11 protein-coding genes and 2 pseudogenes are annotated in these 15,384 nt (G+C 48.6%); 10 read left to right on the forward strand and 3 right to left on the reverse strand.

Annotated features, from left to right (window positions below):
* Positions 1 to 181: 181 nt before the first annotated feature.
* The gene (rlmD, locus tag GOM71_RS06865; RefSeq protein WP_156279153.1) at positions 182 to 1,705 is read left to right on the forward strand and encodes a 23S rRNA (uracil(1939)-C(5))-methyltransferase RlmD; all 1,524 of its coding nucleotides are present in this window, start codon (positions 182 to 184) and stop codon (positions 1,703 to 1,705) included.
* A gap of 166 nt (positions 1,706 to 1,871) precedes the next feature.
* On the opposite strand, the gene GOM71_RS06870 is transcribed toward rlmD, so the two are convergent.
* From GOM71_RS06870 to GOM71_RS06880, 3 genes and pseudogenes are all read right to left on the reverse strand, one after another.
* On the reverse strand, positions 1,872 to 2,465 hold the full coding sequence (locus GOM71_RS06870; protein WP_173275309.1) for a GNAT family N-acetyltransferase: 594 nt from the start codon (positions 2,463 to 2,465) through the stop codon (positions 1,872 to 1,874).
* Positions 2,466 to 2,558: 93 nt separating this feature from the next.
* Positions 2,559 to 3,274 (reverse strand): annotated as a pseudogene (locus tag GOM71_RS06875) (IS1595 family transposase); the annotation flags it as partial.
* Between the two features lie 16 nt (positions 3,275 to 3,290).
* Positions 3,291 to 4,070, reverse strand: a complete 780-nt coding sequence (locus GOM71_RS06880) for a class I SAM-dependent methyltransferase (protein WP_156279157.1) — start codon at positions 4,068 to 4,070, stop codon at positions 3,291 to 3,293.
* 353 nt (positions 4,071 to 4,423) lie between these two features.
* Here GOM71_RS06880 and GOM71_RS23775 point away from each other — a divergent pair, with 353 nt between their 5' ends.
* The 9 genes and pseudogenes from GOM71_RS23775 (at position 4,424) to GOM71_RS06920 (ending at position 15,267) form a co-directional block, all read left to right on the forward strand.
* Entirely contained in the window at positions 4,424 to 4,600 is a 177-nt protein-coding gene (locus tag GOM71_RS23775; protein WP_173275311.1) for a hypothetical protein, read from the forward strand.
* Positions 4,593 to 4,784, forward strand: a pseudogene (locus tag GOM71_RS06885) (hypothetical protein); the annotation flags it as partial. The gene GOM71_RS23775 and the pseudogene GOM71_RS06885, both read left to right, overlap by 8 nt.
* Positions 4,785 to 4,986: 202 nt before the next feature.
* Positions 4,987 to 5,937, forward strand: a complete 951-nt coding sequence (locus GOM71_RS06890; protein ID WP_367649504.1) for a helix-turn-helix transcriptional regulator — start codon at positions 4,987 to 4,989, stop codon at positions 5,935 to 5,937.
* 25 nt (positions 5,938 to 5,962) lie between these two features.
* On the forward strand, positions 5,963 to 6,895 hold the full coding sequence (locus tag GOM71_RS06895) for an ADP-ribosylglycohydrolase family protein (protein WP_367649497.1): 933 nt from the start codon (positions 5,963 to 5,965) through the stop codon (positions 6,893 to 6,895).
* Between the two features lie 122 nt (positions 6,896 to 7,017).
* A complete protein-coding gene (locus tag GOM71_RS06900) occupies positions 7,018 to 8,034 on the forward strand; it encodes a vWA domain-containing protein (protein WP_156279161.1) in 1,017 nt (338 codons plus the stop codon).
* Between the two features lie 112 nt (positions 8,035 to 8,146).
* Positions 8,147 to 8,488, forward strand: a complete 342-nt coding sequence (locus tag GOM71_RS06905) for a hypothetical protein (protein WP_156279163.1) — start codon at positions 8,147 to 8,149, stop codon at positions 8,486 to 8,488.
* A gap of 128 nt (positions 8,489 to 8,616) precedes the next feature.
* Entirely contained in the window at positions 8,617 to 8,970 is a 354-nt protein-coding gene (locus tag GOM71_RS06910; RefSeq protein WP_156279165.1) for an HIRAN domain-containing protein, read from the forward strand.
* Positions 8,971 to 9,068: 98 nt separating this feature from the next.
* Positions 9,069 to 11,963 (forward strand): PD-(D/E)XK nuclease family protein, encoded by a 2,895-nt coding sequence (locus GOM71_RS06915; protein ID WP_156279167.1) that lies wholly within the window; start codon positions 9,069 to 9,071, stop codon positions 11,961 to 11,963.
* Positions 11,956 to 15,267, forward strand: coding sequence for a UvrD-helicase domain-containing protein (locus tag GOM71_RS06920; RefSeq protein ID WP_156279169.1), 3,312 nt, complete (start codon positions 11,956 to 11,958; stop codon positions 15,265 to 15,267). The genes GOM71_RS06915 and GOM71_RS06920 overlap by 8 nt, the downstream gene beginning before the upstream one ends.
* Positions 15,268 to 15,384: the final 117 nt, after the last annotated feature.

The raw sequence follows: 15,384 nt of genomic DNA on the forward strand, positions 1-15,384 counted from the left end.
GGGTTACTACGTGAGAATCTGAAATGTTTCCGCAGGAAACATCACTTCGAAAGCATAAGCCTTGTGCCGGCTGAATTCAAGATTCGATGTCGAATTTACTTTTTGAAATGGCTTCGTGATCAAAATTGGACTTTTTGAACAACCTCTAGAAGGATAAGAGAAGCAGGAACGGGGAGCATTAATGAGCAGAAGAAAGAGCGGCGGCGGTTATGGCGGACAAGCGGGGAGCGGCGCACGGAAGCATTCCGGCAGAGGAACGGGCGCAGGTGCGGCGGCAAAAACTCGCGAGGATGCGCCTTTTCAAAAAAATGAGGAAGTTACCGTCGATATTATCGGCTTGACGCATGACGGCGAGGGCGTCGGCCGGGCGAACGGCTTTACGCTGTTTATACAGGGCGCTTTGCCTGGCGAACAGGTACGGGCTAAAGTGATGAAGGTGAAAAAACAGTACGGATATGCTCGGCTGGAGGAACGGTTGATCGAGAGCAAGGATCGGATTGCTCCGCCTTGCGATATTTTTGACAAATGCGGCGGCTGTCAGCTGCAGCACTTCGATTATTCTGCGCAGCTGGAATGGAAACGGCAGCATGTGATCGACTCGTTGACACGGATCGGGAAGCTGCGGGTAGCGGGCGAAGCGGGAGCGAATGGAGAGGAAGCTGGCGGCATTGTTGTGCATTCGACTGTCGGCATGGAAGATCCTTGGCGTTACCGCAACAAAGCGCAAGTGCCGGTCGGCGCCAGCGGCGGAGCGGGCGGCGAACTGATTGCAGGTTTCTATGCAAGAGGCAGCCACCGCATTATCGATATGGACGATTGCCTCATTCAGCATGATCGGAACGATGAGGTTGTGCGCGCCGTCAAAACGATCGGGCGGGAGCTAGGCATTTCCTCCTATGATGAAGAAAGCGGCAAAGGACTGCTGCGGCATGTGATGGCGCGGACAGGCTTTGTAACGGGCGAAATTATGGTCGTCCTGGTGACGAACGGCCGCAAGCTGCCGCAGGCGGACGAATGGATCGCGCGCATCCGCGAAGCGCTGCCGGGTGTAAAGAGTATCGTGCAGAACGTAAACATGAAGGATACGAACGCCGTGTTTGGCGATGAGACGCGCGTATTGTGGGGCAGCGAAGTCATCTATGACGAGCTTGACGGCATCCGTTTCGCAATATCGGCGCGTTCGTTCTACCAGGTCAATCCGGTTCAAACGGTTGAGCTGTACCGTAAAACGGTAGAATATGCGGGCTTGACCGGCGTAGAGTCGGTCATTGACGCTTATTGCGGGATCGGAACGATCTCGCTGTTTCTGGCGCGGCAAGCGGGCCGGGTCTATGGCGTTGAGATTGTGCCGGAGGCGATCGAGGATGCGAAGAGCAACGCCGAGTTGAATGGCATCGCGAATGCCACTTTCGAGGCGGGGCCGGCCGAGATCGTCATTCCGCGTTGGCGCGAGGAAGGCGTTATCGCCGACGTTATCGTCGTCGACCCTCCGCGTAAAGGCTGCGACCCTGCGTTGCTGGATACGATTCTCAAAATGAAGCCGGAGCGCGTCGTCTACGTGAGCTGCAATCCGTCCACGCTGGCTCGCGACTTGCGGCTGCTTGAGGACGGCGGCTACCGGACAATGGAAGTGACGCCGGTGGATATGTTCCCGTGGACGGTGCATGTGGAGTGCTGTTCACTGCTAGTGCGGAAGGACAATTAAATCGGAGATGTATTGGCGGAAATAGCAAAGAGGGGCGGCAAACCCCTCTTTTTTTTGCAAGGCTATGTAAAATTCTAATGTTGATATATGACCATAAGAAAACCGCCTTCGTTGAAAAGACGGTTTATTGCTATCGTGCCCATTAGTTTAATCGATGCTTCGACATTCAGCTATGTTCTTTGTTCAAATAATAAAGCAATTTTGTCTTTATATCTGCCCATTCTTTCTCCAAAATACTGTATACGTTGGAATTTCGAAGATAGCCATCGTGCATTATCAATTCTTGCCGTAGGGTACCTTCAAACTGTGCTCCAATTCTTTGAATTGCCTTATTTGATCGTTCATTTCTTGTGTCCGTACGGAACTGTACTCGAACTATTTTCAAGTTTTCAAAACCATATTCCAGTAAAAGAAATTTACACTCCGTATTTATCCTCGTTCTCCAGACCTTTGGTGCCAACCAAGTGCCACCTATTTCAAGTTTTTTGTTTAGCAGGGAAATATCTAAGTAACTGGTGCTTCCAACAATCTCATTTGTACTTTTATCAAAAATCACAAACGGATATCTTAATCCTTGCTCTTTTAACTTCATCCACTGATTCATAGTAGTTACCAAATCCTCAGGTTTACTTATTATCGAGGGGCTGAACGTCCATATATCGCTGTGATTACTTGCATTGAACAACCCCTCCAAATGCTCATGTGCCGCTGGTACTAACTTTACTCGTTCTCCTTCAAGGGTAATGTCGCCTTTAATCATATCAACCACAGACTCTCCTTCAAAAAAATGGAATTTGATGTGTCTGTCTCTAAAAATATACCACTAAATATTGTAATTATCCTACCAGTTAGCTTAACAAGAATAAGCAGAAAGCCGAAGTTTGGTGTTCGTGTCGGTAGTAAACAGGCACGATTTGACCAACATATTTTTCTTATTCGATGCGGTATTCTCATATTTCTTGCTGTCTAAGTAACGAAACTACGCCAAGTAATTCTGCAAATACTTTGTTGCAACACAATTGAAGCGATCCATCCATTTTTTCAAACGGCTATGGTAGCTGTTGACGTTTTGGATATGATACACGCCTTTTACTCGCTGTTTCCCATCGGATTTAAAACGATAATGAGCCAACCCTTTTGAATTCGCATAGGAACTGAACGCCCTCCACGAATCGGTGCAAAGCACGTTGGAGTCAGATAAATGATCACCAATCGCCTCATCCAATTTCGCTGTCCGAATACGTCCACGCCCAAGTACGCCAGAGTAAGTCATTTTCTGACGATCACGGGCAACCAGCACGCACACTTGATCGTGGCTTATACCACGATATTTCGCTTTGCCGCCACGTTTACGCGGCTTGCGTTCGGTGATATTTTGCTTGCCTTTTCCGAGTACAGAAAGTAAGTCTCATCCATCTCAACAATATCTTGAAATGCTTCGGTTGGAATCTGCTTTAGAGCAGAGAGAATCTTATGCCGCCAGTAAAACAAGGTGACATGTGTGACTACATCGTTTAACTGCTCTGCACATTTTCTCAGAGAAAAACTCTCAATATTTTTGTGAAGGAAAGTTGGTCATTTGAGATTACTCTTTAATAGCGAACCATACCGTCCACGAATCCTTCTCAATGATTGGTGATTGACAATCGTTGAGTTTCCCTCCTATGAAAGATATCAAATCTTGAAGTTCCACATCGGTCAGTTCATGAAGAATGGAACGTCCAGTTCTTAGCAGTAAGTCCTTATTTAATTCTTCATAATCATTATAAACACGTCTTGTTTCCCAAAGTGAGACAGTTTTAGCTAATCGAAATCCATTCGATTCCAACGCTTGCTGTACTTGACCTGAATCATACCTTCGAGAAATCTCTTTATCAATTAATTGAGGAAACCTTTCAAAAAAATAACCTCTAATGTGATTTTCATCTCCGGGCAGTAAACAATCTTTAGGGGTTCTATCCTGAACGATGAGAACACCGCCATCTTTAATGATGCGATATGCTTCCTTGAAACAAGCATCTAAGTCGTTCAGATGGTGGATTAATGCTCTTTCTAATACAACGTCAATCTCGTTTGCAGGTAGGTTTGATTGGTAAGCGTCTCCCTTCAGAAATGTAGCGTTTTGAATGTTCTTACAGTTATTAGCCGCCCCTTTTAACATCTCATCCGAGAAATCTACTCCAACTACATGAGATGCCCCCATCTTAATAAGAGCCTTCGTATAAATGCCGCCTCCACAACCAATATCTGCAATCCGCTTATTCGATACATCTACTGTATCTTTTATTAAAGATATCCAAGATTCATCAGCGTTTCTTGTTGCATACGTCTGCCTGTTTTGTGCATCGTGAAAGTTAATTGGCATTTGTAAATTCCCCTCCCGCTAAAAATAGTTTCGTTGTATGAAACTTAGTTTCATTTATCTTTATTGTACCATATAATTCCACTAAACTCTATACGTATGCGCTATTATTTCAAGTTCCCTGTCATCGAATAGGTGGGTGATATTGTCGCTCATTGTTATTTACATCCAAAACATTTTTGAAAAAAATTGCGGCGCGTCAGAAGTCCATAAACTATTTCTGACCGCGCCTTTCTCCATCGCTAGCTACTGGGTAGGTCATAGCTACGAAAGTCTTTTAACGACGCATACAGACAGCTTGATGGCTATACCGCTGGAATCAAATGTCTACTTACGTGTACGGGATGGTGAACCCTATGGAACAGATCAAAGATCTTCAGAAGCTTATTAAGCTTACAGGTGATCGAGCTAAGCTGGATGCAAAAGCCAATGAAACATACATTGTATATAAGACGGAAAAAGGCCAAATCGTAAAAGAATACACCAACGGGAATATTGTCCCCGTTACCGACTTGGATGTCCCTCATGCATGAGCTGACACCGATCATGTATGTATTTGCCGGAAATAATGGAAGCGGCAAGAGTACGATCCGAAACCTAATTGTTGATCGGCTGGGAATCAGTGTTAACATTGATCCTGATGCATTGGCTCGGGGAATCGATTCGGTTCATCCTGAAAATAGAAAAGTATCTGCTGGGAAAGTCATACTGAAGGTGAAATTGTTCTAGGCGCAAACAACGGTTCAATAACCAATCAATCGGAATCTCTTCCTCAATGGGTTGAATGTATTGAGCAGAGATTAAAAACATCGTAAGAGCAGCCAATTTGGACTGCTCTTTTTGCTTCATGAATTCCCTCAAACATGATACGATAGTCGTTGATGACAACTGCCTATTATGGGAAATTGAGGGGATTAACGTGATCGATAAAGTCATTCGTATATTCAAGATTATCAATGCCATTCAATCGAATCCCGGCATTTCCGCAGCTGATCTGGCGTTCAAATGTGAGGTGGATATCCGGACGATCTACCGGGATTTGAGAGTGCTCGACTTGATTGCCCCTATTACTAATGAAGGCAAGGGGACCGGTTACCAGTTTATGGGCAAGTTCTCTTTGTATCCACTAAATTTCTCGGAACAAGAGGCATTAGTGTTTTCTCTTTTACCATCGGTCCTGGACGAAGATAAGCTGCCGCCCGGATTCCAGACGGCATACGATAAAGTAATGGCAACACATTACAAAGAAAAATCCAAACAACATAAAATCATCGAAAATATCGCAGATATTATTCAAATGGGTACGCCTGCATACCGCAAAGAAAGTCCCAACTTCTTGCAGCCGATTATTCAAGCGATTCTGGAACAAAAGACGGTTGACACCATATATCATACCCAGTACCGCAATGAAACGACGGAACGGAAAATCGACCCTTATTACCTCGTTCCGCGTGATCAACGGTTTTACTTAATCGGCTATTGCCACTCCAAGCAGGATATCCGGACGTTCCGGATCAGCCGTTTTCAAAAGGTCAAGATTACAGAGCAGCCATTCGATAAGGGTGATTTCAACATTAAGCAATACTTGAAAAACACGTGGTCGATCGATCGCGGGGAAAAGAACATAACGTTCAAGGTGCGATTTGACGCCGAGGTAGCCCGATACATAAAAGAAGAGGAGCTGTTCGTTCATCCGCGGATGAAGGACAAAAAGGATGGCAGCCTTATTTTTGAAGTGACCGTGAACAACGAAAAAGAGTTTCTGAAATGGGTCCTCCAATACGGGCCTTCCGCAGAAATTCTTGAGCCTAAAGCGATACGAGAATCGCTCAAGGAACAGTTATCGCAGTGGGCCGGCAAGTATCAATAGAGGTGCGTGCAAAGGGGGGAATAGAGTGAAGCTGCAGTTGGAACGGTTCAAAGGAAGCTTGGTTGGCTTAGCCGTTGGTGACGCGCTGGGTACAACCGTTGAATTTACGACGCCGGGCAAGTTTAAGCCGGTTGAAGATATGGTGGGTGGTGGAGTATTCCGGCTTCAAGCTGGGGAATGGACAGACGACACCTCGATGGCGCTGTGTTTGGCGGAGAGTTTAATTGAAACGGAAGGATTCGATCCAGCCGATCAAATGAAACGTTACGCCAAATGGCGGCATGAGGGTTACATGAGCAGTACGGGAACCTGTTTCGATATCGGGAATGCGACAGCAGAAGCCATTAGCCGATTTCAAAGAACCGGCGAAGGATATTGCGGATCGACAAATCCGAACTCGGCAGGCAACGGATCGATCATGCGATTATGCCCTGTTCCTTTGTTTTACGCGGCAGATCCGGAGAAAGCAATCCATTTCGCGATGTTAAGCTCGAAGACGACACATGCCGCCGAAGAATGCGTGGATGCTTGTAAATTGATGACGGCATACATTTTGGCGGGTCTGTATGGATGGTCCAAAGAAAGAATACTCGATCCATTCGCTTTTGAGAATTGGTTTGACCAGAATTTATTAACGTCTAGAATTGCCGACATCATGTATGGTTCATATAAGAAGAAAGAGCCGCCGGAAATTCAGGGTTCGGGATATGTGGTTAAGTCGCTCGAAGCCGCATTGTGGGCGTTTTACAAATCGGAGAGCTTTGAACAAGGCGCTCTGATGGCCGTCAATCTGGGTGATGATGCGGATACAACTGGCGCAGTTTATGGACAAATCGCTGGAGCCTTTTATGGTGTAGATGAAATTCCAGCAAAATGGCGTGACAAGTTGGCCATGAGGCCATTAATCGAAGGATTCGCTGAAAATCTATACTTAAGAGCAACAGCCTCGCTTCATTAAGAAGCGGGGTTTATTTTTTGCGAACATTTATTCGCTGACAAATAGATGCCAAAAAGAAGGATTAAGATACGGTACAAGGATGAGACAAATAATGAAAACCATTAGGAGGAAGGGGAAATACAGTGAGCCAAGCCATATCGTTTAATTACGCATGGAGCAAAGCTTATTTGCCGACCGGAGGCGCCGAAAAAGTGTACTTGCTTATCGAAGCACATCGCATCGAATCTATTGAAGCGGGAGGTACAACCAACCTTAGCGGCGGCATGATCGAAGGGGCACAGCATGTCCGGAAGAACAAGGCCGACGGAATGGTCAATCGTGTCATTTTGCTTTCCGACGGTCATGCAAATGAAGGGATAACGGATAAGCAGAAGCTCTTCGCCATTGCGAAAGAGTACCGTTCGTCCGGTGTAGGCATCAGCACCATGGGCGTTGGCGATGGGTTCGATGAGGAGCTTATGGAAGGCATTGCTGAGCATGGCGGCGGAAATTTCTATTATATAGACAAGGCTGATGGCATTCCCGAGATTTTTGAGCAAGAGCTTGAAGGATTGCTATCGGTAGTTGCCCAGAACGTTAAGCTTACGCTAGCTCCTTCGGAGGGTACTCGGGTTGTTGCCGTATATGGTTATCCGACTGAGGAACAGTCAGGTAAGCCGGTTCTCCAATTGGGAGACATCTATCATAACGAAGTAAAATCTATTCTTGTCGAGCTGGCATTCCATCCGCATATCCAAGGCGATCATAACGTGATTCAGCTGAATTGGGACTACATAGATGTTACGGAGAGTGCAGTTGCATATAGTTTCAATATCGATGTAGCTGCTTCGTTCACAACGGATATTAATCTGTTGAATGAACCTGACAACGCTATGGTAGAGCAGCAGGTCGAGTTAACGAAATCGGCAAAGGTTATCGAGGATGCCATGGAAGCTTTCGATAATGGCGATATGGAACATGGGCAAAAGCTGTTAAAAGCACAGGCGGATCAAATGCTGCATATGTCGATCACAATGAACAGTCCGATTATGGTGGAAGAGTCGGCGAAGCTATACAGCCAGCTTGAGAACTTCGAGTACTCGAGCAAAAAACGTAAAGAGCTTAATCAGGAGAAATACCGCAGGATGAAAAGGAAGTGAAGGATCGTCCGACCTTCTTAAAGAAGGAATGGGACGATTTCTGTTGAAGTTTTTGAGGGGGCATGCGAGAACGGCGAAATCAAGTAAAAACGAAATCAGGAGGCATTATTATATGGGCTCAGCCGAGTTGTGGAATCAAATTATCGAACGGGCAAAAAGCCAGGATTTTGAAATTCATACTGTACCGCAGAACAAGAGGGAACCATTATGGTTTCGAATCACTTCTGACGGCAATACGGTGAAAATCAGCCAAGCGAAAGATAACATGCCCAGTTCCGCCCTGAAAATGCCACGGACTATTACATTTCAAGAATTTGATAGGGTATATCCCTATTACGATTTAAGGCTAAAAGGAACTTCAATAAGTCAGGAGGTCGGTCGTAAATCGGTAAATACGGTTTACATTTATGGCCTGATCGCTGATGCGCTTACTCAAATGGCAATTAGAGCATAATGGATGAACCTCGCTTCCAAAAAAGCGAGGTTTTTCTTTTCTCGAACGTACATTCGCTGACATACTGACGCCCATATGAAGCTTTAAGATAGGGTTAAGATACATATCTATTCGGAGAGGTGCAAATCTTGGAGCTTCTAATATATGTCGCAATCACAGGGACCGCACATTATTTTGGAACCGGCTTTTTAAAACCGGGGCAAGTTGTTTATCTTCGCAAAGATCCGGATAATCCACACGATCAGGAAGCGATCAAAGCGGTGATGTCTCCAATAGGGAAGATAGGCTATGTCGCCAATAGCACGCATACGGTGCCAAAGGGATGTCGCAGCGCCGGTCGCATCTATGATTCATTCGATCAGCAAATCAGCGGAATTGTTCGTTTTGTGATCAAAGATACGGTTATTGTCGAACTGGCGCCTAACCTCGAAGAGTTCTATCTAATCAAGATGTCGGAAGATGCCGCAAATCATCTGCGTTAGTACTTCATACCTGCCCTTGATCTTTCCTGGTTTAGGAAGGAAAGGGGGTAAATCTCATAGAAGTAGGTACATTGGATTATAAACTAGGGGGCTTGCTGATGGATTTAGTAAATCGTCTTTTCGAAAAGATAAAAGAGGAGCCTCTTCGCCCTAAGGTTTTGTTGGCAAGTTCCTACGCGCAAGGCCATCAATTGCTCGAGCAAATCTGCACGCGCCACGGGGCGATCTTTAACGTTGATATTCAGACCCTTCGCGGGGTTGCAGTCGAAAAAACGAAATTGGAGCTGTTCCGCCGGCAAATCCGTTTGCTCGATGAGGGGCAGATTTTTTGGATTGTTCGGCATCTGATGAGATCGTTGGCCGCAGATAATCAGACACCATATATCACGGAAGCGATGCTGAAGCCTGGCATTGTAGACAAAGTCTATCGAGCTGTTAGGGAGCTGCGGCTGGCAGGCATTCGCTCAGATCACGTAAAAGCGGACCGATTTTCGAATCCGGATAAGGGCGGATATCTGCAACAATTGCTCACCCATTATGAAGAGTATCTTAGGGATCATAGAGAAACGGATTTTGCCGGACTGATAGATTATGTAAAGCCGCAGACAGATGATACGCTTTATATAGCGATAGAGCCGACCGGATGGACATGGGCGGAACGCCAAATGATCGAAAAGCTTGCGGGTGATCGTCTATGCATTCTGGATGCTGACGAACCCTTTTATGATCATAAGCATTTTGCTTCAAATTCATTTTCTATGTTTCGCGCAACCGGGAGCGTGGCGGAAGTGCGCGAAGGGTTTCGCAGAATGCTGTCGGAGCACACGGCGCTTGACCGTACGGAAATTATTTTGTCCGATTATGAGCGCTGCGCCCACGTCATTCATTCGCAAGCTGAGGCATTGGGAGTCTCATGCACGTTTTCAAACGGTCTGCCGTTTGTATTCTGTTCCGCGGGGAAAGCGGCCCTCGGCATTCTGGATTGGATCGAGGAAGGTTACCCTGTCAAGAAGCTGGCGGAAATGCTGCGCAACGGCAATATGACGTCTCCCGATGAACGATGGTCCCAGGGAGATTGGATCCGTTTGCTCGAAAAGTCGGGGATCGGCTGGGGCAGGGAAAGGTACCTCGCCATGCTCCAACCAGTGAAACTTGCCGAAGAGGAACGAGAGCAAGGAGCCGTTCTGTTTGATTATGTGGAAGAGTGGTTTAACCGCTTGCCTGTCGAAAATGCGTGGAACCCGATTCGTCTGCTTGAATGGGTGTCTGATTTTGTTGCGAAACATACACCCGTACGATCGCCGGATGACGGCGTAGTCGTTGCAATGCTGCAGGAATTAGCCGGCCGTCATTCAGCAAGTCCTGCTGAAATGATGCCGATGGACATGGCCATTCGTTATGTGAGAGAGATGTTAAGCGAAATCCGTATTCGCGTCTCGGCGACGCCGAAACCGGGTGCGGTTCACGTCAGTTCCTTGCAGAACGGCGGCTGGAGCGGGCGGGACCGGACTTGGATCATGGGAATGGAAGAGCGGGCTTGGAGCGTATCCGCCATGCAAGATCCACTTCTTCTTGACGAAGAACGTGCCGGACTTCCTGGCTTGGAGTCAATGGGCGAAATTGCGAGGAGAACGAGACGTGAGCGTGAAGCCCGGCTTTCGCTTATTCGGGGCGAAGTTTGGCTGAGCTATTCTTCATATGATACCGGAGAGCAAAAGGGGCAAAGTCCGGCCTTCGAAATGCTTCAAGTGTTGCGTCTGCAATCGGGCGATCCTGTCAAAGATTTTGGCGCATTAGAGCATGCATTAGGCGAACCCTATGGCGTGATGGATGTATTACATCCTGCAGAAGTTCGTAATCCGATCGATAGGAGCGATGCATGGGCTTGGCTGCTGTCAAGTGCTAACGGAAAACGTAAAGATGGCTGGCGGACCATACTTCAGGATTACGATACGCTTGCTCAAGGTTACCGGGCTCAGGTTTCCCGTCAGGATGAGAAGCTGTCGCCATACGATGGCTGGCTGAATCTCGATCCTTCTGCAGAACCCGACGATTCAGGCGAAGATAGAAGTCGTAATTACATCAGTGTGAGTCAGTTGGAGCAATATGCGAGCTGCGGGTTGAAATATTTTTTCCACTACGTATTGAAGCTTCGTCCGAAAGAATCCGCGGAATTCGATCGTACGAGGTGGCTGCAGGCGAGCGAACGAGGAACCTTGCTGCATGATGTTTTCAGACGCTATTTAGAGGAAGTTACAGAGCGAGGGACGAAACCGGCATTGCATGACCGGAGCCGATTGGCTGAAATCGTGGAGACTGTGATCGGAGAATATGCGTCAGCCGTTCCTGCTCCTAGTTCCCATGTGTTCGCTAAGGAATGCGAGGAGATCCGCCGGGATGCCGAAATCTTTTATCGCAATGAGACCGGAAAAACAGATCAACCATGCTTGTTCGAATTAGAGCTGACAACGAACGGCGGCGAGCCGATGGAAATCGAATTGCCTGGCGGTATCCGTTTTAAGCTGAAAGGCTTCGTCGACCGGGTCGATCGGATCGGACCTCATGAATACCGAATCATTGATTATAAAACGGGCAATCCGAGCAAATACAAATCTTTGGATTATTTCAGCGGCGGGACACAGCTCCAGCATGCGCTGTATTCGATCGCAGTCGAGCAATGGTTTCATGAAACGGGGATTGATCCTCATGCTCGAGTGGTTGAGGCGGAATATTATTTTCCGACGGAGCGGGGCCGAGGGGAGTACGTAAGGCGGATCCAGAACCGGAGGGAAGAGCTGGCATTGATCATCTCTCAATTGCTGGAATCCCGTAACCGGGGGCTTTATGTCCCTGCGAAGGATGAAAGGACATGCCGGTATTGCGATTTCCTGGAGGTATGCGGATCGCATGCGGCGTGGATGGCAGATAAAAGGGAAGCGGCTGTCAATGCGGACGCCCTGAATTCGTTGCTGGAGGTGGAGGGAATTGGCTGAAGCAATTGGAACGGCAGTACCTGCGGATCAAGCGGACCGCGATCGGATATTAACGGACTTGGATACGACTTTGCTGGTTGAAGCAGGAGCAGGTTCGGGCAAAACGACCAGTCTGGTTGGCAGACTGCTCGCGTTAATCGAGTCGGGCGTTCGAGTCGACCAGATTGCAGCGATTACGTTCACGAACAAAGCGGCTGACGAAATGAAGGAGCGCTTCCGGCTGGCTCTGGAGCAAGCCTATCGGAAGTCGTTGGGCAATCCGATTGCATGCGAGAGGCTGTATCAGGCGCTGGGCAATCTGGACCTTATTTTCATCGGCACGATTCATTCGTTCTGCGGCTCGCTCTTGCGCGAGCGTCCAATCGAGGCGGGACTGGATCCTTCATTTGAAGAAATGGACGAGGAAAGCGATAAGCAATTTCGAGCAGGCTGCTGGGACGATTACATGGCGAACCTGGACGGAGCGCAAAGGATGCTGTATGAGGAATTACTCTCCTTGCGTGTAGATGTCAATACGCTTCGAGTTGTTTATGATCGGGTGTCCTTGTTTACCGATGTTGAACTCCCATGCGAGGACCGCGGCCGGCCTAATTTGGACCGGATTCGGGATACGCTCTTTCCTTTGCTTGAGGCAGCGGCACCCTATATTCCGACGGTTGAACCGGAGAAGGGCTGGGATACGGTTCAAATGCTGGTCCGGCAATGCCGCCAGAAAATGCGGTTGATTGACTTTTCGGACGATATGCGGGTTCTAGAAATGGCACGAGCGTTTGACCGTAATCTCGATATCACGTTAAACCGGTGGACTTCCAAAGAACAGGCCAGCGAGATGAAGGTGCGGTTTTCCGAATGGAAGATCAGTGTGCTTGTCCCTTTCCTTCAGGAATGGCGCGAGTATTTATATCCGAAGCTGATCAAGTTCGTAAAGCCGGCGCTCGATTATTACAAGGAACGGCGATATGCAGCAGGCAAGCTGAATTTTCAGGACTTGCTCTTGGAAGCCGCTAAGCTGGTGCGCGGCAATGGAGAAGTGAGATCCTATTTCGCCGAACGGTATAGGAGACTGCTCGTTGACGAGTTTCAAGATACGGACCCTATCCAAGCGGAATTGATGTTTCTGCTCACGGGAGAGTCTGCGGATGGCGGAATCGAAAAGGATTGGCGGCAGCTTGTGCCGCGGCCGGGTTCCCTGTTCGTGGTCGGGGATCCGAAGCAGTCGATATACCGCTTCCGCAGGGCGGATATTTCGATCTATAACGAAGTGAAAGCGCGGATTCATGCGTGCGGAGCAGTCTTGCGGCTGACAGCCAATTTCCGTTCCGTACGTTCCATCGGCGATTTCATTAACGGTCAATTCATCGGCAAGCTGCCGTCCTCGGAGACGGAGCATCAGGCTGCGTTCGTGACCATGGAGACTCGTGCGCAGGATCCCAAAGGCAGCCGAAAGGCATCTCACGGGATTTATGTATTTAACTACCCGAAGCTGCCAGGCGGTAAAGGTGTCGCCGCTCGGATGGATGCCGAACAGATTGCGCGTTACATTGCCTGGGCGTGTAATGAAGGCAATCTGCAAATCGCGGAGCGGGACAGCGGATACCGGGCTGCTGTGCCGGGGGATTTTCTCATTCTGACGAAAACGCGGGAGTTCATTCATCTCTATGCGGAGCAATTGGATTTGTATGGCGTTCCGGCGGATACGTCGGGAAGTACGACGGTGTATAAGGAACTGTTGGCGCTGTGGCAGTTGGTGCGCTGTTTGGAGGACTCGGCCGATAAACCGGCCTTGCTCGGGGTCATGCGCGGTATGCTGTTCGGCTTAAGTGATCGGGATTTATGGGCGTACAAGAGAGAAGGATACCATTTCTCATTGTTTGACATACCGGAGTTGGAGGCTTGTGGAGTAGCAGCTAGGCCGGTTGCCGGCGTGTTGAAACGGCTGCGGATGTATATGGATTGGGTGCGCTCGTCGAGCGCGGCGACGGCATTCAACCGAATGGTGGAGGACCTTGGCTTGCTGCCATATGTGTCGACGCTGCCGGCTGGCTCCATTCGCGCAGGAACATTAGTGCGGATGCTTCAGCTGTTGCAGAGCGATATATCGGCGAGCTCGAGCTGGCCGGCGCTCTGCCGGAAGATCGAGGAAATGCTGGCCGATCGGGGAATGGAAACCTCGAGCCTCTATGCCGGCGGCAGCCAGGCCGTCCGTATTATGAACCTGCATAAGGCCAAAGGACTTGAAGCGCCGGTCGTGTTTCTTGCATGTCCCTGCGGGGAGTCCGACCACGATGCGACTCAGTATATTGATCGGTCTGTTGATCCGGCGGTAGGCTGCTTTACGATCAGCCGAGCTTTGGGCGAGTATAAGACCGAGATCGTCGCTCAGCCTCCAGGCTGGGAAGCTATGAACGAACGTGAGCGCGCGTTCTCAAACGCCGAGAAAGACCGGCTGCTTTATGTCGCAGCCACGCGTCCGAAGCAGATGCTGGTCATCAGCTTGTATCCGGAGCAGCCGGCCAAATGTCCATGGACACCGCTCATGGACGGTATGGACTTCGCGCGCGAACTGGATGTGCCGGCGATGGAGCCGGAGAAGAAGGCCGAGCTCACCGAAGGGCCGGACATCCAGGGCATGATGGAGACCCGTCAGCAGAATCTGGATGCGATCGGTGCGCCGACTTATGCGGTGCTGTCGGTCACCGGCCAGACCAAAGCAACCGGCGACAAGCCGGAATGGTCCGCGGAAGGCAAAGGAATGGCTTTCGGCAGCGTCGTTCACCGGACGATCGAGATGTTGGGTAAAGGGTTGTTAGAGGCGGAGCTGGTGGATACCGTAAAACTGCTGGCGGATGAGGAAGGCTTGGCTGCGGAATATGTTGGGGATGCCGCTCGTGTTGTTCGGAACTTGTTGGGTAGTGATATCTGGCAGAGAAGTCTGCGTGCTCGCCGCCGATTGTTTGAGGTGCCGCTAATGTTGCGTAAGCGGGCGGATGAAGTTAGTGTGCTTAGCGGTGGCGAAGCCGGAGATGTCGGTCCGGATGTCGCCGTAACTTTAGTTGGGTCAAGCAACATCAAGCATGCCTTTATACGGGGAGTCATTGACTTTCTATTCGAAGAAGATGATGGATGGGTCATTGTTGATTTCAAAACAGACAGCATCGTTGAGGATTCGTTGAAGCCATTCGTTGATTTCTACCGACCGCAAGTACTTTCTTACGCTACGGAGTGGAAGAACATGTTCGGCTACAAAGTAAAGGAAACAGGACTTTATTTTGCGGGACTTGGGCGTTATGTGAAGTTTTTTTGACATACTATAAAGCAGATTATAGGCATCCTCAATAGCGGCGAATTACTCAGTTTGGATTTATTCATGAATTCTCTACGTATAGTGTGAGTAGCATTCCAGATCTGCTTAAAACAAGGA

Origin of the sequence: Paenibacillus sp. NEAU-GSW1 (genome assembly GCF_009737085.1) — a bacterium.
Classification (GTDB): Bacteria; Bacillota; Bacilli; order Paenibacillales; family Paenibacillaceae; genus Pristimantibacillus.